This window comes from Nitrobacter sp. (assembly GCF_051535215.1).
Classification (GTDB): Bacteria; Pseudomonadota; Alphaproteobacteria; order Rhizobiales; family Xanthobacteraceae; genus Nitrobacter.
On record NZ_JBPPLY010000003.1, the window covers coordinates 94,103 to 113,812 of the forward strand.

The following is a 19,710-nucleotide window of genomic DNA, read 5'->3' on the forward strand; positions in this document are numbered from 1 at the left end:
CCGTCCACTTATCGGCCCGCTAGAATAGGATGGTTCCAAGAGAAAGCATGATTACCGGTGGCTGGGTCTTTTTTAAAATCGAAAAAGGTTGGTATGTGGGTGCTCCGCCCTCATGTGAATGTCTGTCGTTTCCGGTCCCCCGGCGGGGGTCGGCGTGAGTGATCTTCCTGCGAAGGCTTTGAGCGATCCTCAACGGGCTGCGATCTGGACTTGGCGTCCGGTCATGCTGTTCGTGGCCTTGGCGGCGGTTGCTACCTCGGCTGGATGCATTCTGACCGGAGATCTTCCCGATCCGGCGCTGGACATTCCGACCCGATATAAGGCTGCGGGCCCGGTTGCGGCCGATGCTTCGCCGACGCTCGACTGGTGGCGTGGCTTTCGCTCCTCGGAACTGACCGACCTGATGGAGGAAGCCCAGACCGTCAACCTGGATATCGCAGCGGCGACGGCGCGGATCATTCAGGCCGATCAGCAAGCCCGGATCGCGGGCGCGGCGCTGTTGCCGAGCGTCAGCGTCGGGGGGCAGGAAAACTATTCCCGCACCTCTGGCTCGAGTTCCAGCGGCCTCAGCATCGGTGGCCGGGAGGTGGTGAACTATTCGTCCACGCTAAGTGCCGCCAGCTACGAGATCGATTTCTGGGGTAAAAACCGCGATGCCACCCTGGCCGCGGAGGAAACTGCCAATGCGAACCGCTTTGACCGGGACGTGGTCTCGCTGACGACGCTTACGAGCGTCGCGAATGCCTATTTTCAGGTGCTCGCGTCGCAAGATCGTATTCGAACCGCCGAGCGCAACATCGCCAGCGCCGCGCGCGTCCTAGAGGCGATCAAGCAGCGGCTGAATGCCGGCACCGGAAGCGATCTCGACGTGGCGCAACAGGAAAGCGTGCTGGCAAATCAGCGAGCCGCCGTTCCGCCGCTTCGCGAGACCTTGGGACAGAACATCAACGCGCTTGCGACGCTGGTAGCCCGTCCGCCGGAAAGCGTGAAGGTCAAGGGCGGCTCGCTCAACCGGATCGCCGTTCCGCGCGTCACTCCGGGGCTGCCGTCGGAATTGTTGACGCAGCGTCCGGACATTCGCCGCCAGGAGGCGCAACTCGCATCGGCAACTGCCAATGTGGGCAGCGCGCGTGCCCAATTCTTCCCGAGCATTCAACTGACCGGGCAGGGTGGTTATCAGAGTTCGGCCCTGGTCGCGCTGTTCCAGCCCCATGCCGCATTTTTCAGTCTTGCCGGCGGACTGACACTGCCGATTTTCGACGGCGGCAGGATTCTCGGCAACTTCGAATACACAAGAGCGAAGCAGGACGAACTGCTGCAGACATACCGCAAGACAGTGGTTTCTGCGTTCGCCGACGTCGATAACGCGTTGATCGCGATCCGCCAGACCACGGAGAAACTGCGCCTTCAGCGGGAGGTTCTCTCCGCCTCGCGCAGGGCGTTCGAACTCTCTGAACAGCAGCTTCGGGCCGGCACCGCCGATATCGTGACGGTGCTGAATACGCAACTGACGCTGTTTCAGGCGGAGGATGCATTGTCGCAGGCACAGCTTGCGCGGCTATTGGCAATCGTGAGCCTTTATCAGGCGCTGGGGGGCGGCTGGGAACCGAGGATAGAGAGGCCGGGCAATGCTCTTTAAGCCGGGTGTCGACGAGGGGACCAAAACGGCCAGCAGCGGGACGCCTGGCAAGGTACCGGCTCGCGGCCGGCGAGGCTCGGCGTGGATTGTGATCGCACTTCTGATCGCCGCGGGCCTCGCTTATCTCGGCTGGAGCGCGTTCGAACAGAAGAAGCGCGATGGAAGGACGCGGCCTGATCTTGCAGTTCCGGTGCTTGCCGCAACGCCGCGCGTTCAGGACGTGCCGGTCTACCTCGATGGCGTCGGAGCCGTCCGCGCCCTGAACACGGTCACCGTTCGCTCGCAGGTCGATGGCAAGCTGATAGCCGTCAATTTCACCGAAGGACAGGATGTTAAAAAAGGCGACGTGCTGGGCGAGATCGATCCCGTGATCTATCAGGCGCAGTACGATCAGGCGGTCGCGAAGAAGGCTCAGGACGAAGCGCAGCTCGCCAACATGCGCCTCGATCTGAAGCGCTATCAGCAACTGGCCGCCTCCAGTGCCGGATCGAAGCAGCAGGCCGATACGCAGGCGGCGGTCGTCGCGCAGCAGGAAGCGCTCGTCAAAGCCGATCAGGCGGCGATCGACAACGCCCAGGCGACGCTCGGTTACACCAAGATCATCGCGCCGATCTCGGGCCGGGCGGGCCTGCGTCAGGTCGATCAGGGCAACATCATCCATGCATCCGATGCGACCGGACTTGTCATCATAACGCAGCTTCAGCCTATCGCCGTGCAGTTCAGCCTTCCGCAGCAGCAGATTACGCGCGTGAATGCGGCGGTGGCGAAGGGAGTCCTCGAAGTCGATGTCTTCGGCAACGACGGAGTCACGGTCGCCGACACCGGCAGGCTGATCGGCATCGACAATCAGGTCGATCCGACGACCGGCACATTGAAGCTGAAGGCCGAATTTCCGAATGGAAACTTTCAGCTCTGGCCGGGACAATTCGTCAACGTCCGCCTCAAGGTGGAAACGCTGTCGCAGGCGACGGTGATACCAACGTCTGCGGTGCAGCGCGGTCCGCTCGGAACCTTCGCTTACGTGATCGGAAGCGACGACACCGTAACCGCCAAGCCGGTGACGGTGACGCAGCAGAACGAACAGGATGCGGTGATCGCCAAAGGCATCGCCCCCACGGATCGGGTAGTCACCACGGGTTTTGCCAATCTGTCGGACGGCGCGAAGGTGAACGTCAGCGAGAACAATCAGCCGCCGACGGCTGATCTCGCGCCACAGAAGCGGCAGGGAAGACGCGGCAATCGTCAGGACGGCGGGAACGGCGAGCATCGCGGCAGGCGGGGCGAGGGCGGCCAGAGGCAACCGGGCGGCGCGGCGCAGGAGAACGGGCAGCCGGCGGGCGGCAACGCAAAGGCTCGACCGTGATCCCGGAGGCGGGGCGCCGAACATCGAGCACGCGATAGCAGGCAGACAGGCGAACTGACAAGATATGGGCGTCTCCGAACCGTTTATCCGTCGTCCGATCGCAACCTCCCTGCTGGGGATCGCGCTGCTGATCGGAGGCGCGCTCGGCTACTGGGCGTTGCCGGTCTCGGCGCTGCCCCAGGTCGACTTTCCGACGGTGCAGGTGAGCACCCGGTTGCCGGGCGCAAGTCCCGATGTGGTTGCCTCGCTGCTGACTGCGCCGCTGGAACGACAACTCGGGCAGATCCCTTCGCTTTCCTCCATGACATCGACAAGCTCGTTCGGCGTCAGTCAGATTTCCCTGCAATTCGATCTCAACCGCGATATCGACGGCGCGACGCAGGATGTGCAGGCGGCGATCAACGCCGCCGCCGGGATTTTGCCGAAGAACCTGCCGTATCCGCCAACTTACGCCAAGGTGAATCCGGCCGATGCGCCGGTGATGACGCTTGCGCTGACGTCCGACACCGTCTCGCTGCGCGCCATGAGCGATCTTGCGGATACCATCCTGACGCAGCGGCTCAGCCAGATTTCGGGCGTAGGCCGCGTTTCCGTGCTCGGCGGTCTGAAGCCGGCGGTCCGAGTGCAAGCCGATCTCGCGCGGCTGGCCGCTTACGGCATTTCGATGGAAGACCTGCGGACCGCGATTGCCGGCGCCAATGTGTCAGGTCCGAAGGGGTCGCTGGACGGCGCGCAGCAGGCTTACACCATCGCAGCCAACGATCAGATTGCGGCAGCGGACGCGTATAAGCCTATCATCATCGCCTATCGCAACGGCTCTCCGGTCACGATCGGCAATGTCGCCAGGATCGTCGACGGGCTGGAAAACGACCGCACCGGCGGCTGGTTTAACGGAACGCCGGCCGTCATCATCGACATCCAGCGCCAGCCCGGCGCCAACGTGATCGAGGTCGTCCGGCAGATCCGGGAAGCGATTCCGACCCTCCAGCTCACGATTCCGGCTGGCGTCAAACTGACGGTGGTCAGCGACCGCACCGTGACCATCCGCGCTTCCGTTCACGACGTGCAGTTCACGCTGATCCTCAGCGCCGTGCTTGTCACCCTCGTCGTCCTGCTGTTCCTGCGCTCGCTGCGGGCGACGCTGATCGCGGGCGTGGCGCTCCCGTTATCGCTGATCACCAGCTTCGGCATCATGTATTTCGCCGGCTTCAGCCTCGACAACCTGTCACTGATGGCGTTGACGATCGGCACCGGCTTCGTGGTCGACGATGCCATCGTCATGATCGAAAACATCGTCCGTCACATCGAGAACGGCGAGAGCGTCATGGAAGCCTCGCTGCAAGGCGCAAGCGAAATCGGCTTCACCGTGATTTCGCTGACGGTCTCGCTGATCGCGGTGTTCATCCCGCTCCTGTTCATGTCCGGACTGGTCGGGAGGATGTTCCGCGAATTTGCCCTGACGCTGACCATCGCAGTCGTCACATCGGCAGTCGTATCTCTGACTTTGACGCCGATGATGTGCTCGCGCCTTCTGAAACACTCCGACGACAAGCGCGCCCTTCCAGGATTGGCGTGGATCAGCGGCAATATCGATCGGATGGTCGAGCTCTACCGTCGAAGTCTGCTGTGGGTGCTTGCGCACCAGCCCGCGACGCTGGTCGTGACCTTCGCAACCATCGCCGCGACGCTGATCCTCTACGTCGTCGTGCCGAAGGGATTTCTGCCGCTGCAGGATACGGCGTCCATCACCGCGGTCACCGAAGCCGGACCGCATGTATCGTTCGCCGAAATGCAAAGCCGACAGACCGAGGCGGCCAACGCGATAAAACAGGATCCCGACGTGACAGGCGTCGTATCCGTCATCGGCGCCGGTTCCGTGAATCCGACGACGAATGTCGGTCGCCTGGTGATGACGCTGAAACCGCGGGGCGACCGGCGCGACGACGTCGCCGTCGTCGTTGCGCGCCTGAAGGAACGCGTAGCCTCGATCCCGGGCATGACGGTTTATTTTCAACCGGTGCAGGACGTCCAGATCAGCACGCAGTCAAGCCGCTCGCAATACCAGTACACGCTGACGGGGACCGATGCTGCGGACGTTTCGGAGTGGACCCGCAAGCTCGTTGCCGAACTTCGTCGCGATTCTCTGTTTCAGGACGTCTCGTCGGAAGTGCAGGATGGAGGCCTGCGAGCCGCCCTGAATATCGATCGGGCGCGCGCGGGTCAACTCGGCGTCAGCATCCAGGGCGTCAACGACACCTTGAATGACGCGTTCGCGCAACGTCAGATTTCGACCGTTTACGGGCAGGCCAATCAGTATCGCGTTGTGCTGGAGGCCTTGCCTCAGTATCAGCGCGATCCCTCGATCCTTTCCAAGCTGTATCTGCCGGGGCTCGCCGGCGCGCAGGTGCCGCTGTCCGCCGTTGCGACGTTGACCCGAACGACGGCACCGCTGGCGATCTCGCATCGCGCGCAATTCCCGGCGGCGGCATTGAGTTTCAATCTTGCTCCGGGCGAATCGCTTGGCGATGCAGTGGACCGGGTGAAGACCATCGAAAGCCGCATCGGCATGCCGACAAGTATCGTCGGCGTGTTCTCCGGCGACGCCGCGGAATTCTCGAAGTCGCTGGCTGGTCAACCCTGGCTGATCCTGGCGGCGCTGGTCACGATCTACATCGTGCTGGGTGTTTTGTACGAGAGCTACATTCATCCGGTCACGATCCTCTCGACGCTGCCTTCGGCAGGTGTCGGCGCCATTCTCGCGCTGATGCTGTTCGGGCAGGATCTGTCGGTCATCGGCCTGATCGGCATCATCCTTCTGATGGGCATCGTGAAGAAGAACGCCATCATGATGATCGACTTCGCGCTCGAGGCTGAGCGCCATCAAGGCATGTCGGCGACAGACGCGATCGTGCAGGCTTGTCTGCTTCGGTTCAGACCGATCATGATGACCACGCTGGCTGCGCTGTTCGGCGCATTGCCGCTGGCTGTTGAAAGCGGCACCGGCGCGGAACTGAGATTTCCTCTCGGCATCTCGATCATCGGAGGCCTGCTGCTCAGCCAGTTGCTCACCCTCTACACCACGCCCGTGATTTACCTGGCGCTGGACCGGTTGAACAAGCGCATCGAACAGGCCGTGCCCACGGGCGGATCCAAGCCACCGCCGATCGCGGGCATGAGCGAGGGAATGCAGTAGTGGTCTCGATTTCCGAGCCGTTCATCCGAAGGCCGGTCGGCACCACGCTTCTGGCGATCGGCCTGTTTCTGACCGGCGTGGTCGCTTATGGATTCCTTCCTGTAGCTTCGGTGCCGAACGTCGACTTCCCCATGATCAGGGTCTCGGCCAGCCGGCCGGGCGCGGACCCTTCGGTCATGGCAGCCACCGTCGCCGCGCCGCTCGAGCGCCGGCTCGGCGAGATCGCAGGCATCGATCAGATCACGTCTTCGAGCACGCTCGGCTCGACCAGCATCCAGTTGCAGTTCGCCATCGGAAGAGACATCGACCACGCTGCGCGCGACGTGCAGGCGGCGATCAATGCCTCGCTCGCGGATTTGCCAAGCGATCTGCCAACGCTGCCGACATTCCGCAAGGCCAATCCCGCAGCGGCGCCGGTCTTCGTTCTGGCGCTGACCTCGAAAACAATGTCGACCAGTGCGATTTACGATGTCGCCGACACCGTCATTGTCCAGCGCATCTCGCAGGTTCCGGGCGTCGGCGAAGTGTCTGTTAGTGGCGCGGATCAGCCGGCCGTCCGCATTGCGCTCAACCCCGTGGCGCTCTCGAACGCGGGCATCGCGACCGACGATGTCCGGACTGCGATCGTGAACGCCAACCCGCTTGGCCCGGTCGGCATATTCAACGGTGGCCGCCAGAGCGAGACGCTGTCGACCAACCGGCAGATGCGGACTGCGGCCGAATTTCGCGACATCGTCATCAAAAGCTCGGGAGGGAATTTTGTCCGGCTGTCGGACGTGGCCGAAGTCAAGGACGCCACGCGCAACAGCCGCTCGATCGCATGGTTCAACAAGCAACCGGCGGTGCTGATCCAGATCACAAAGCAGGGCGACGCCAACGTCATCGACACGGTCGATCGGGTGAAGGCAATGCTTCCGGGTCTCAAGCAGTGGATTCCCGCCGGTGTCGAGATCTCGACCATCGTGGATCGCACCGGCACGATCCGCGCCAGCGTCGACGATATGCAATGGACGCTGTTGGCGACGGCCTTTCTGGTGATGGTGGTGGTCTATGCTTTTCTCCGCCGCCTCACGCCGACGGTCGCGGCCGGCGTGTCGGTTCCGCTGGCGCTGGCGGGGACATGCGCGGGCATGTGGCTCGCAGGTTTCTCCATCGACAACCTGTCGTTGATGGCGTTGGCCATTTCCGTCGGCTTCGTGGTCGACGACGCCATCGTCATGATAGAGAACATGTACCGCAATCTCGAGCACGGCCTGCCGCCTTACCAGGCTGCGCTCGAAGGAGCGCGGCAAATCGGCTTCACGGTGCTGTCGATCAGCCTGTCGCTGGTCGCCGCATTCACGCCCCTGATTTTCATGGACGGCATCGTCGGCCGGTTGCTGCGGGAATTTTCCCTCACTCTCACCTTCGCGATTGTGGTGTCCACCATCGTGTCGTTGACGGTGACGCCCATGATCTGCGCCCACTACATCAAACAGGGGTTGTCATCCGATACGACCCGCTTCGATCGGCTTGTTGAAGGTCTTCTGTCTCGGATCGTGAATTTCTACACGCGGACGCTGCGCGTCGTGCTCGGCTTTCCGTTCCTGACGTTGCTGGTGTTTTTTGCGACGATCGCCTTGACGGTGACACTGTATATCAAGATGCCGAAAGGCTACTTCCCGATCGATGACAGCGGCTTCGTGATTGGTTCGACGCGCGCGTCTGCCGACGTTTCCTTTCAGTCCATGCTGGGGCTTCAGCAGCGCGTGATGGATATCGTGATGGCGGATTCCGCCGTGCAGGGTATAGGTTCCTCGATCGGCGGCGGCGGCGGGCGCGGAGGTGCGAACCGCGGGTTCATGTTTATCACGCTGAAACCGCCGGCCGAACGCGGTGGGCTCTCGACCCAGCAGGTTATCGACCGGATGCGTCGGAATCTCGACGAGGTGCCGGGCATCAAGCTCTTCATGTTCGCCGCCCAGGATATTCGCAGCGGCGGCCGCCAGAGCGATTCCAACTACCAGTACACGCTCATCAGCACCGATCTCGACTTGCTGCAGAAGTGGGCTCCGCTTGTCGCCAAGCGCATGGAGACGGTGGAGGGCATCACGGATGTTTCCAGCGACCGCGAGTCGGGCGGTCTGCAACTGACCTTGTCGATCGACCGGCAGAAAGCGTCGAGCCTTGGCGTCAAGGTTCAGGATATCGATAACGCGCTCAACAACGCGTTTTCGCAACGGCAGATTTCGACCGTCTACACCCAACGCAATCAGTATCAGGTCATTCTGGAGATCAATCCGCAATTCCAGCAGGACCCGTCCAACCTTGAACGCATCTTCGTTGCGGGAGCCAACGGAGTGCAGATACCGCTATCCGCCGTCGTCCACTATCGGCGCGATCTCTCTCCGCTGGCCGTCTATCATTCACAGTCGTTTCCGTCGGTGACGGTGTCCTTCAATACGCTGCCCGGAGTGGAACTGGACGATGCGACGGCCAATATTCAACGCGCCGTCGATGAATTGCACATGCCCGAGGGCATACGCGGAAGTTTCCAGGGCAACGCGGCCGATTTCCGCAAAACGTCGGGACGGCAGCCGCTACTGATACTGGGCGCATTCGTTGCCGTCTACATTGTGCTCGGCGTGCTTTACGAAAGCCTCGCGCATCCTCTCACTATCATCTCGACCTTGCCTTCCGCCGGTCTGGGAGCGCTGCTGGCGTTGCAAATCACTAATACGTCATTGACGATCATCGCATTCGTCGGAATCATCCTTCTCATCGGTATCGTCAAGAAAAACGGCATTATGATTGTCGACTTCGCGCTCGATGCCGAGCGCCATCGCGGTTTGTCGTCCGCGGATGCCATCTTCGAGGCATGCAGCGTGCGCTTCCGGCCCATTCTCATGACCACCATGGCCGCGATTTTCGCCGCGATCCCATTGGTCCTTGCGACCGGTCCGGGTACGGAGTTGCGCCGTCCGCTCGGCATTACCATCATTGGAGGACTGCTCGTTTCGCAGATCCTGACGCTTTACACGACGCCCGTGATTTATCTTCTGATCGACCGTTTGCGGCGGCGGGGCGAGGTCGCTCCCGTTGTCGCGCCGGCTGAGTAGGGAAGAAGAAGCGATCGGTTTTCTTGCCGGCAGGATGGACGCGGCGTATAGCGGGCCATGTTCAAAAACGCCGACAGAGCCGCAGACAAAAAACCAGACGCCGCCGAGGATTGTCCGCGGTGTCGCAAGCCGCTGGCGCTCTGCATTTGCGACAGCATCGAGCCGATCACGAGCCGGACATCGATCCTGATCCTCCAGCATCCGCAAGAGCAGGACAGGGCTCTCGGTACAGCCAGGCTGACAGCCTTGCATTTCGACGATGCCGTCCTGAAGATCGGTTTGTCCTGGCCGAGCCTGTCGAAGGCGCTCGGCCGACGGGTGGATGATCCCTCGCGTTGGGCGGTGCTTTATCTCGGTTCGGCCAAGGCTGATTCCTTCGGCTACGACCACGCCATCGTGGCGATCGACCGCAAGGGCGAGATGGAAGTCGATCAATCCGGCATTCTCGCCAACATCGAGGGTTTGGTGCTGCTGGACGGCACCTGGAGTCAGGCCAAGGCGCTGTGGTGGCGCAATGCATGGATGCTCAAGTGCCAGCGCATCATTCTGGGACCGCGCCAGCCCTCGCGCTACGGCAAGCTTCGCAAGGAGCCTCGCCGGGACGGACTCGCCACCATCGAGGCCGCAGCGATGATGCTCGCCCGTCTGGAAAATCGTCCGGACATCGAGACAACTTTGCTCGCGAGTTTCGAGCGGATGCTGGCAAAATATCGTGAGGTCCAGGCGACCACGCCCGAACTTGCGCCAAGACCCAAGTCAAAGAGAGATTATCGGCGCCGCAAGCGGGCCTGTCCGGCCGTTTCAAAGGCCCGGTAGAGCACGGTTTCAGAATTCATATTGATCCAGCTTGAGCGAGGTTGCCTAAGTGGCCGACACTCTATAATAACCCCGGCCCAAGGGGCCACGTGGCGGAGTGGTTACGCAACGGTCTGCAAAACCGTGTACTCCGGTTCAATTCCGGACGTGGCCTCCATCAACATAATCAATAGCTTATATCGATTATTTGATGAATTTTCCAAGACACCCGTCGCTCGTCGAATCATTCAGCAGGCGCCGTTCCATCCATCGGGAAAGGGGAAGAACGGCCAGACGACCTCGTTGTCATTGGCAGCTTGCGGCGGCTCGCCAAAATGCAGGTCGTCGAGATCCGACAGGTCCACCGTGGCTTCTTCAATGCGTGGAGCGATCGCAACGCTCACTGCGCTCAGCAACCGTTCAAATTCGGCTTCACTCATGTGCGCCTCACTTTTCTTGCTTCTTGCGCGCACAGTGCCAAAAAGGGCTTGGGCTCCCGTTGCAGGAATCGCTAAAATTGTTTCGATCGCTCGTGAAAATTCAAAGCGGCCCTTGAGCTCCGGCATATCGGGAACTCGGGGCGTTGCGCTTGGCGGATTATCAAAGCCGGGCGTCCAAGGTTACCGCACTGTTAATCAGAAAGCAGGCCACCAACCGGCACATTGCGAGATCGCGCTATGACACCCGTGGGGTGAACGCCGAAAAGTTTGCGCGACGATTTGCGATCGGATCGATTTAACCCTGTCGCAATCGGCAATAATTATTGTTTCTTGTGCTCCGGGGTATTCGTTAAGAGGACTTGGGCAATTTTTGTAGTTTTTTCTGTGATTGGAGAAATTGATCCGCATGTGCGGGATTGTCGGAATTCTGGGACGCGGTCCCGTCGCGGATCAGTTGATCGATTCGCTGAAGCGTCTCGAATACCGCGGCTATGATTCCGCCGGCATCGCGACACTGGAAGGGACACATCTGGCGCGCCGTCGCGCCGAGGGCAAGCTGCGGAATCTGGAAGCTCGCTTGCGGGCTGAACCGCTGGCGGGGCGCGTCGGGATCGGGCATACGCGCTGGGCGACGCACGGCAAGCCGACAGAGAACAATGCTCACCCGCACGCGACCGAGCGCGTGGCGGTCGTTCACAACGGCATCATCGAAAATTTCCGCGAGCTTCGCGACGAACTTCAAAAAAAAGGAGCGGTCTTCCAGACCGAAACTGATACCGAGACGGTCCTGCATCTCGTCGACGGCTATCTCGCCGCTGGCGTCGATCCTGTCGAAGCGGTCAAAGCAACGCTGTCGCAGCTTCGCGGCGCCTTCGCTCTCGGCTTTATCTTCGCGTCCGACGACAACCTCCTGATCGGCGCGCGTAACGGACCGCCGCTGGCGATCGGCTATGGCGACGGCGAAATGTATCTGGGATCGGATGCCATCGCGCTCGGGCCGCTCACCGATACGATCAGCTATCTCGAAGACGGCGACTGGGCGATTTTGACCCGCAAAGGCGCAACCCTCTACGACCACCGGAACGCCGTCGTTCAGCGCGAGCGCGTCAAGCACAGCGCCTCGACGTCCCTGGTGGACAAGGCCAACTTTCGTCACTTCATGGCCAAGGAAATTCACGAACAGCCCGAAGTCGTCGGGCATACGCTTGCCCGTTACGTCGACATGGCGACGGAGCGCGTGTTGCTTCCGACCGATCTCCCGTTCGATTTTCGCAATATCAGGCGGGTCTCGATCGTAGCTTGTGGAACCGCGAACTACGCCGGTTACATCGGCAAATACTGGCTCGAGCGTCTGGCCCGGCTGTCCGTCGACATCGATATCGCATCGGAATTTCGCTATCGCGAGGCGCCGCTCGGCAAGGGTGATCTCGCCATCTTCATTTCGCAATCCGGCGAGACCGCTGACACGCTCGCGGCGCTTCGTTACGCGAAAGAGCAGGGATTACATACGCTCTCGGTCGTCAACGTCACGACGTCGACGATCGCGAGAGAGAGCGAGACTATGTTGCAGACTCTGGCGGGGCCGGAGATCGGCGTCGCTTCGACAAAGGCTTTCACCTGCCAATTGATGGTGCTTGCGGCGCTTGCGATCGCCGCGGGCAAGGCGCGGGGCGAGTTATCTGAGGAAGACGAAGCCAAGCTCGTGCACGGCCTGATCGAGGTCCCGCGGCTGATGTCGGAAGCACTGGCCACCGAACCGCAGATCGACAAGCTCGCGCGCGACATCGCCAAATCGAGGGACGTCCTGTATCTCGGACGAGGCACCAGCTATCCTCTTGCCCTGGAGGGCGCGCTCAAACTCAAGGAAATTTCCTATATTCACGCGGAAGGTTACGCCGCTGGCGAACTCAAGCATGGACCGATTGCGCTGATCGACGAGAATATGCCGGTGGTGGTGATCGCACCCTACGATCGCGTTTTCGAAAAGACCGTCTCCAACATGCAGGAGGTGGCGGCGCGCGGCGGCAACATCATTCTCATGACCGACGCGAAAGGGGCCGCCGAGGCGGCCGTCAAGTCGCTGGTGACGATTATCCTGCCCGATATGGCTGCGACGTTTGCACCCCTGATCTATGCGGTTCCGGTGCAGTTGCTGGCCTACCATACCGCTGTCGTCATGGGCACCGACGTCGACCAACCACGCAATCTGGCAAAATCCGTCACAGTCGAATAAGACTGGGGAGCGCCGCGGTCCAACGCGCCGCATGCAAAGTCTGCTGGAATGCCTATATGAGCAGATACTGCCTATTGGAATCTTGATCTGGAACCACGATGACCCGTGACAATTCTTCGAGCGGCGCGCCAGGCGACCCTCACCCGGAGGTGCCCCGCGGCGTCATTGCGCGATTCCGGAATTACTTTCTGACCGGTCTGATTGTCGCAGGCCCGGTCGCGATAACGCTTTACCTGACCTGGTGGTTCGTGAACTGGGTCGACAACCTAGTGCGGCCGTTCGTCCCCATTACGTATCGGCCTGAAACCTACCTGCCTTTCGGAGTGCCGGGATCGGGCTTGATCGTCGCGGTATTCGCGCTGACGATGCTCGGCTTCCTCACGGCCAATCTGATCGGCCGGACGCTGGTCGATTTTGGCGAAAAGATACTCGGCCGGATGCCGGTGGTGCGGGCGATCTACCGCGGACTCAAGCAGGTTTTCGAGACGCTTTTTTCCGGATCCGGATCGAGCCTGCGCAAGGTCGGTCTGGTCGAATTTCCGTCGCCCGGGATGTGGTCGATCGTTCTCATTTCGCAGGTCCCGAGCGCGAATGTCGCCGCGCGGCTTCCGGGTCAGGAGGAGCACATTTCGGTATTCCTGCCTTGTGCGCCCAACCCGACCACAGGATTTTTCTTTTACGTACCGAAGAGCAAGGTCGTCGAGGTCGACATGAGCACTGAGGAGGCCGCAACCCTCATCATGTCTGCGGGCGTCGTTCAACCGAACTCCGATCAGCAGAAGAAGCTTGCGGCTCTTGCGGACATGGCCAACACCGCTCGCGCCGCGAATGATTCCACCCTTACTCCCGAGACTGCAAAGGTCGACTGACGTTCAGCCTGCACCGATCAGGGGCAGGGCTTCGTCGCGCTCGAACAGATACAGCAGGCATCGCAAGGCTTCACCCTGCGCGCCGGACAGCGTCGGGTTCTGCTTCATGATGCGCAGGGCTTCGTCGCGAGCCTGCGCGATGAGCTGCGCGTGAACATCAGAGCGCGCAATGCGATAGCCGGGCAGGCCGCTTTGGCGAGTGCCGAGCACATCGCCTTCGCCGCGCAGCTTCAGGTCTTCTTCGGCGATGCGGAAGCCATCGGTGGTTTCCCGGATCACCCGCAGCCGTGCATCGGACATCTCGCCCAACGGTTCGCGGTAGAGCAGCAGGCAGGTCGAGGGCTCGGAGCCGCGGCCGATCCGTCCTCGTAGCTGGTGGAGTTGCGCAAGACCGAAACGCTCTGCGTTCTCGATAACCATGATGGTCGCCGCGGGAACGTCAACGCCGACCTCGACCACCGTTGTCGCGACCAGCAGATTGATTTCGGCCGCCGCAAACTGCGCCATCACGCGGTCTTTTTCGGGCCCGCGCATCTTGCCGTGGATAAGACCGACCTTGTCGCCGAAGCGCGCCTTGAGGCTGTCGAACCGTTGTTCGGCATCGGCGAGGTTCACGGTTTCGGATTCCTCGACCAGCGGGCAGATCCAGTAGACCAGCTTGCCGGCCTTCACGGCGCGGCCGACCGCGTCGATCACCTCGTCCAGGCGGCTGTCCGGGATGGCGCGGGTATCGATCGGCTGCCGGCCGGCGGGCTTTTCACGCAATTCGGAGACGTCCATGTCGCCGAAATAGGTCAGAACCAGCGTGCGCGGAATCGGCGTCGCGCTCAAAACCAGCACATCCACGGCCTCACCCTTGGCGGTCAAGGCAAGGCGCTCGCGCACGCCGAAACGATGCTGTTCGTCGACGACCGCAAGCGCCAGCGCCTTGAACGCGACATCGTCCTGAATCAGTGCATGGGTGCCGACGAGCAGGTCGATGTCGCCGTCGGCGAGACGTGCCGTGATCTCGCGCCGCTCCTTGCCTTTCTCGCGCCCGGTCAGGATGGCGATGCGCAAGCCCGCCTGTTCGGCCAGCGGCGCGATGGTCTTGATGTGCTGGCGCGCGAGGATCTCGGTCGGTGCCATCAGCGCGGTCTGCTTGCCGGCTTCAGCCACCGCGGCGGCGGCGAGCAGGGCGACGACCGTCTTGCCCGAGCCAACATCGCCCTGAAGCAGCCGCAGCATCCGCACCGGTTGCCGCAGATCGTCGCTGATCGCGGCGGCCGCCTGCTGTTGAGACGCAGTCAGGGCATAGGGCAGCGCGTCGATGATCCGGTTGCGCAGGTGCCCGTCGCCGGCGTGCCGGCTTCCAGCCGGCCGTCGAAGCTGCGCTCGCACCAGCGCCAGCGCGAGTTGTCCGGCAAGCAACTCGTCGAAGGCAAGGCGTGACCAGAACGGACCTTCCGGCAGGATATCGGTCAATTCCAATGGCACGTGAACGCGATGCAGCGCCTCCGCCATCGGTGGAAAGCTGCAGCGGCGCAGGATCTCCGGGCTGATCCATTCGGGCAGAGCCGGGAGCTTTTGCAGGGCCATCGCGATTGCGCGCCGCAACGTACCCAACGCCAGGCCCTCGGTGAGAGGATAGACCGGGTCGATGCCGGAGAGCTTTGCCAGTCCCGCTTCATCGACAACGCGGTCGGGATGAACGATCTGCAAGGTACCGTCGAACATCTGCGCGGTGCCTGACACGTAGCGCCGGGCTCCGACGGGAAGCAGCTTCTCGACGTAGCCCGGCTGGGCGCGGAAGTAGGTCAGCACGACGTCTCCGGTCTCGTCGCTGGCGTAGACGAGATGTGGCGCGCGCGAGCGTCCGGGCGGCGCAGGGCGATGCCGGTCGACTGTCACTTCAAGCGTTACCACGGTGCCGGGAACGGCGTCGCGGATTTTGGGTCGCGCCCTGCGGTCGATGACGCTTGCAGGCAGGTGAAACAGCAGATCGATCAGGCGCGGGGTTTGGTCGCGTCCCAGCAGATACCGGAACAGCTTGTCCTGCTTCGGACCGACGCCCGACAGGCTGGTCACCGATGCAAAGAGGGGATTGAGTAGTGCAGGGCGCATCGCGCGACTCGACGGATGGCGAGGTGGGTCCGGTACGCTGGAATCCTTGAATGCAATTTTCGGATTATGCAATGCGCGAACGGGTGCTGACATCCCCATTCGCCGGAGCTATATGATGCCGGCCCGGCTCGTCCGGGCTTTCGGCGTTCGGATGGGATTGATGACGGGATCGACACGATCGAGCGGCGGCCTTGACGACCGCCGCAAACGGCTCTTGTTCCGCTGCTGGCATCGCGGCATGCGCGAGATGGACTTGATCCTGGGCCGGTTTGCCGATGCAGAAATCGGCTCGCTCACCGATGCGGAGTTGATCGATCTCGAGAGCCTGATCGAGGTCCCGGACCCGGACCTTTATGCCGCGTTGAGCGGCGGCGTTCCGCTGGCTCACCAATACCGCACGACTCTGTTCGATCGCATCAGGTCGTTTTCTCAGACAGGTCCGGACGCATGAAGGCAACCGCACGATCACCCGCGGACTCGCTGTCGCCCGGCCGCCCGCTGACGCTCGCCAATGTCGCGGAGGGCGCGGAAGGGCTTGTCACCTCGGATCTCGCTCGCGCTATCAAGGCCAAGGCAGGACGGCAGACTTCGGCCGTGAGTCTCGCCGTTGTCTGCCGGGACGGTCCGCGCATGCAGCAACTGGCGCGCGCTCTGGAATTCTTCGCGCCCGATATTTCGGTGATGCAGTTCCCGGCATGGGACTGCCAGCCCTACGATCGGGTCTCGCCGCACGGCGGCGTCCTTGCCCAGCGGCTCACGACGCTGGCGCGGCTGTCCCGTCTGGCCGGCAGCGAGGCGCCTCTGATCCTGCTCACGACCGTCAACGCCATTGTGCAACGAGTGCCCGCGCGCGAGATCGTCGCGTCTCAGGCCCTTTCGGTCGCGCCGGGCCATGTGGTGCCGATGGACTCGATCGTCGCATGGCTGGAGCACAACGGCTACAATCGCTCCTCGACGGTTCGCGAGCCCGGCGAATACGCCGTGCGTGGCGGCATCCTCGATCTGTTTCCGTCCAGCCTCGACCAGCCCGTCCGGTTCGATTTCTTCGGCGACTCTCTGGAGTCGATCCGGTCGTTCGACGCTGAAACCCAGCGCACGCTGCTCGATGTTCGTTCGCTCGATCTGGTTCCGATTTCCGAATTCCAGTTCGTCACCGAAACCATCCGGCGCTTCCGGATGGGATATGTCGCCGCGTTTGGGGCGCCCGGACCGGATGACCTGCTGTACGAGGCCGTCAGCGAAGGGCGGCGGTATCCCGGCATGGAACACTGGCTGCCGCTGTTTCACGAGCGCATGGACACGCTGTTCGATTATCTCGACGGCGCGACGATCGCCGTGGAGCCGCAGGGCGAGGATGCAGCGAACGAGCGTTTCAAGCAGATCGCGGATTACTACGAAGCGCGGCGCGAGGCCGTTGAGCATCCCGGCGGCGGTGCCGTCTACAAGCCGCTTCCGCCCGACCGGCTTTATCTGACGCCGGACGAATGGACGAAGCGCATCAGCGAAACTGCGCTGGTGCGGATGACGCCTTTCGCGGTACCTGACGAAGCCGCCGATGTCATCGATGCCGGCGCGCGGCAGGGACGGAATTTCGCGCCCGAGCGGGCGGACGCCACCATCAACGTTTTCGAATCTGTCGTATCCCACATTCAGACGTTGCAGGCCGCGCGGAAGAAAGTCGTCGTTGCGTTGTGGAGCGAGGGTTCGCGCGATCGCATGGCAAGTATGCTGCGGGACCACAAGCTGCTCAACCTGACGAGCGTCAATGTGTGGCGCACGGTTCAGTCCACGCCGCGCAATGAAGTGATGCTCGCGGTCGTCGGCATGGAATCGGGATTCGAGACCGAGACCGTTGCCGTTATCAGCGAACAGGACATTCTCGGCGATCGTCTGGTGCGACCGCGCAAGGCGAGCCGTAAGCTTGAAAATTTCATCTCGGAAGCGACCAGCCTCGCGGCCGGTGATCTCGTCGTCCACGTCGAACACGGCATCGGGCGTTTTACCGGTTTGCAGACGCTCGAGGTGAGCGGCGCACCGCATGATTGCCTTGAACTGCGCTACGCCAACGAGACCAAGCTGTTCCTGCCGGTCGAGAACATCGAACTGTTGTCGCGCTACGGGTCCGATCAGGCCAATGTCGAACTTGATCGTCTCGGCGGTGGTGGCTGGCAGGCCCGCAAGGCCAAGCTGAAAAATCGCATTCGGGAGATTGCCGGCGAGTTGATCAAGGTTGCAGCGGCGCGGCAATTGCATGAAGCGCCGAAGCTGCCGGTGCAATCCGGCCTTTATGATGAATTCTGTGCGCGCTTTCCTTACGAAGAAACCGAGGACCAGCTTGGCGCGATCGAGGCGTCGCTGAAAGATCTGGAGAGCGGTCGGCCGATGGATCGGCTGGTGTGCGGCGACGTCGGTTTCGGCAAGACCGAGGTGGCGTTGCGGGCGGCCTTCGCCGTCGCGCTGGACGGCAAGCAGGTCGCCGTCGTGGTGCCGACGACGTTGCTGGCGCGCCAGCATGCCAAAACATTCACCGAGCGGTTCCGCGGTTTTCCCGTGAACGTCGCGCAGGCGTCGCGGCTGGTGTCACCGAAGGAGTTGACGCAGGTCAAGAAGGGACTTGCCGATGGCTCGGTCGATATCGTGGTGGGCACCCACGCGCTGCTCGGCAAGTCGATCAAGTTCAGGGATCTCGGCCTTCTCGTGGTGGACGAGGAGCAGCATTTCGGCGTCAGCCACAAGGAGCGGCTGAAGCAGTTGCGCGCGCAGGTCCACGTGCTGACGCTGAGCGCGACCCCGATTCCGCGCACCCTGCAACTGGCGCTGACCGGCGTTCGCGATCTCTCGATCATTGCTTCGCCGCCGGTCGACCGGCTCGCGGTGCGCACCTTCGTGGCGCCGCACGATCCCTTGATGATCCGCGAGGCGCTGCTGCGCGAACGCTATCGCGGCGGCCAGGCGTTTTATGTCGTGCCGCGCGTCAGCGATCTGGCCGAGGTCAAGGATTTCCTCGACAAGCACGTGCCGGAGATGAAGGTCGCGGTCGCCCACGGGCAAATGGCGCCGACGGTGATAGAGGACATCATGTCGGCCTTCTACGACGGCAAGTATGATGTGCTGCTTTCCACCACCATCGTGGAGTCGGGCCTCGACATTCCGTCCGCCAATACCTTGATCGTGCATCGCGCCGACATGTTCGGACTGGCGCAACTCTATCAGTTGCGCGGTCGTGTCGGCCGCTCGAAGCTGCGCGCCTACGCGCTGTTCACGCTGCCCTCGACCCACAAGATCACGGCGCAGGCGGAGCGTCGCCTCAAGGTTCTGCAATCGCTTGAAACGCTCGGAGCAGGCTTCCAGCTTGCATCGCACGATCTCGACATTCGCGGGGCGGGAAACCTGCTTGGCGAGGAGCAGTCAGGCCACATCAAGGAGGTCGGGTTCGAGCTCTACCAGTCGATGCTGGAAGAGGCGATCCAGAACCTGAAAGCCGGCGCAACGGAGATTGCCGACGATGATCGGTGGTCGCCGCAGATCACCATCGGCATGCCGGTCCTGATCCCGGAAGACTATGTCGCCGATCTCGCGGTGAGGCTGTCGCTGTATCGTCGGCTGGCCGACCTCGACACCGATGACGAGATCGACAATTTTGCCGCGGAATTGCGTGACCGGTTCGGTCCGTTGCCGGATGAAGTCCGCTATCTGTTCAAGGTCGCGGCGATCAAGGCCTATTGCCGTCGCGCCAATGTCGAGAAGGTGGACACCGGGCCGAAGGGCGCCGTGATTTCCTTCCGCGACAACAAGTTCGCGCAACCCGATCGACTGGTCTATTTCATCCGCCAGCACGGTCAGGCCGCAAGAGTCCGTCCCGACATGAAGGTGGTGTTCTTCCAGAGCTGGGAAACGCCGGAGGATCGTCTGGCCGGCACCTCCGAAATCATGCGCCAGTTGGCCAACCTCGCGGAAGACCGCAAGGCAGCGTAACG

Annotated in this window: 11 protein-coding genes and 1 tRNA gene; 10 read left to right on the top strand and 2 right to left on the bottom strand. The window is 62.1% G+C overall.

Annotation, left to right across the window (positions count from 1 at the left end; all coding sequences use genetic code 11):
- Window positions 1-223 precede the first annotated feature (223 nt).
- The 6 genes from ACS3WB_RS04900 (at window position 224) to ACS3WB_RS04925 (ending at window position 10,266) form a co-directional block, all read left to right on the top strand.
- Window positions 224-1,639, top strand: a complete 1,416-nt coding sequence (locus ACS3WB_RS04900; protein ID WP_438274700.1) for an efflux transporter outer membrane subunit — start codon at window positions 224-226, stop codon at window positions 1,637-1,639.
- A complete protein-coding gene (locus ACS3WB_RS04905; RefSeq protein WP_438274450.1) occupies window positions 1,629-3,002 on the top strand; it encodes an efflux RND transporter periplasmic adaptor subunit in 1,374 nt (457 codons plus the stop codon). Before ACS3WB_RS04900 ends, ACS3WB_RS04905 begins: the two co-directional genes overlap by 11 nt.
- A gap of 64 nt (window positions 3,003-3,066) precedes the next feature.
- Window positions 3,067-6,195, top strand: coding sequence for an efflux RND transporter permease subunit (locus tag ACS3WB_RS04910; RefSeq protein WP_438274451.1), 3,129 nt, complete (start codon window positions 3,067-3,069; stop codon window positions 6,193-6,195).
- A complete protein-coding gene (locus ACS3WB_RS04915) occupies window positions 6,195-9,293 on the top strand; it encodes an efflux RND transporter permease subunit (RefSeq protein WP_438274452.1) in 3,099 nt (1,032 codons plus the stop codon). Before ACS3WB_RS04910 ends, ACS3WB_RS04915 begins: the two co-directional genes overlap by 1 nt.
- A 57-nt stretch (window positions 9,294-9,350) precedes the next feature.
- Window positions 9,351-10,109 (top strand): tRNA-uridine aminocarboxypropyltransferase, encoded by a 759-nt coding sequence (locus ACS3WB_RS04920; RefSeq protein ID WP_438274453.1) that lies wholly within the window; start codon window positions 9,351-9,353, stop codon window positions 10,107-10,109.
- 83 nt (window positions 10,110-10,192) lie between these two features.
- A tRNA-Cys gene (locus ACS3WB_RS04925) sits at window positions 10,193-10,266 on the top strand.
- Between the two features lie 70 nt (window positions 10,267-10,336).
- On the opposite strand, the gene ACS3WB_RS04930 is transcribed toward ACS3WB_RS04925, so the two are convergent.
- Window positions 10,337-10,654 (bottom strand): hypothetical protein, encoded by a 318-nt coding sequence (locus ACS3WB_RS04930; protein WP_438274454.1) that lies wholly within the window; start codon window positions 10,652-10,654, stop codon window positions 10,337-10,339.
- Window positions 10,655-10,934: 280 nt separating this feature from the next.
- Here ACS3WB_RS04930 and glmS point away from each other — a divergent pair, with 280 nt between their 5' ends.
- Together glmS and ACS3WB_RS04940 are read left to right on the top strand one after the other, a co-directional pair.
- Window positions 10,935-12,761, top strand: coding sequence for a glutamine--fructose-6-phosphate transaminase (isomerizing) (gene glmS, locus ACS3WB_RS04935; RefSeq protein ID WP_438274455.1), 1,827 nt, complete (start codon window positions 10,935-10,937; stop codon window positions 12,759-12,761).
- Window positions 12,762-12,859: 98 nt separating this feature from the next.
- Entirely contained in the window at window positions 12,860-13,630 is a 771-nt protein-coding gene (locus tag ACS3WB_RS04940; RefSeq protein WP_438274456.1) for a DUF502 domain-containing protein, read from the top strand.
- A gap of 3 nt (window positions 13,631-13,633) precedes the next feature.
- On the opposite strand, the gene recG is transcribed toward ACS3WB_RS04940, so the two are convergent.
- A complete protein-coding gene (recG, locus tag ACS3WB_RS04945) occupies window positions 13,634-15,733 on the bottom strand; it encodes an ATP-dependent DNA helicase RecG (RefSeq protein ID WP_438274457.1) in 2,100 nt (699 codons plus the stop codon).
- A gap of 160 nt (window positions 15,734-15,893) precedes the next feature.
- On the opposite strand from recG, the gene ACS3WB_RS04950 reads away from it, so the two are divergent.
- Entirely contained in the window at window positions 15,894-16,184 is a 291-nt protein-coding gene (locus tag ACS3WB_RS04950; protein ID WP_438274458.1) for a succinate dehydrogenase assembly factor 2, read from the top strand.
- Entirely contained in the window at window positions 16,181-19,708 is a 3,528-nt protein-coding gene (gene mfd / locus ACS3WB_RS04955) for a transcription-repair coupling factor (RefSeq protein WP_438274459.1), read from the top strand. Before ACS3WB_RS04950 ends, mfd begins: the two co-directional genes overlap by 4 nt.
- Window positions 19,709-19,710: the final 2 nt, after the last annotated feature.

Coding starts and splice junctions, on each gene's coding strand:
- ACS3WB_RS04950 (WP_438274458.1), top strand. CDS start 15,894: ATGACGGGATCGACACGATCGAGCGGCGGCCTTGACGACCGCCGCAAA.
- mfd (WP_438274459.1), top strand. CDS start 16,181: ATGAAGGCAACCGCACGATCACCCGCGGACTCGCTGTCGCCCGGCCGC.
- recG (WP_438274457.1), bottom strand. CDS start 15,733: ATGCGCCCTGCACTACTCAATCCCCTCTTTGCATCGGTGACCAGCCTG.
- glmS (WP_438274455.1), top strand. CDS start 10,935: ATGTGCGGGATTGTCGGAATTCTGGGACGCGGTCCCGTCGCGGATCAG.
- ACS3WB_RS04910 (WP_438274451.1), top strand. CDS start 3,067: ATGGGCGTCTCCGAACCGTTTATCCGTCGTCCGATCGCAACCTCCCTG.
- ACS3WB_RS04905 (WP_438274450.1), top strand. CDS start 1,629: ATGCTCTTTAAGCCGGGTGTCGACGAGGGGACCAAAACGGCCAGCAGC.
- ACS3WB_RS04930 (WP_438274454.1), bottom strand. CDS start 10,654: ATGCCGGAGCTCAAGGGCCGCTTTGAATTTTCACGAGCGATCGAAACA.
- ACS3WB_RS04920 (WP_438274453.1), top strand. CDS start 9,351: ATGTTCAAAAACGCCGACAGAGCCGCAGACAAAAAACCAGACGCCGCC.
- ACS3WB_RS04940 (WP_438274456.1), top strand. CDS start 12,860: ATGACCCGTGACAATTCTTCGAGCGGCGCGCCAGGCGACCCTCACCCG.
- ACS3WB_RS04900 (WP_438274700.1), top strand. CDS start 224: ATGCTGTTCGTGGCCTTGGCGGCGGTTGCTACCTCGGCTGGATGCATT.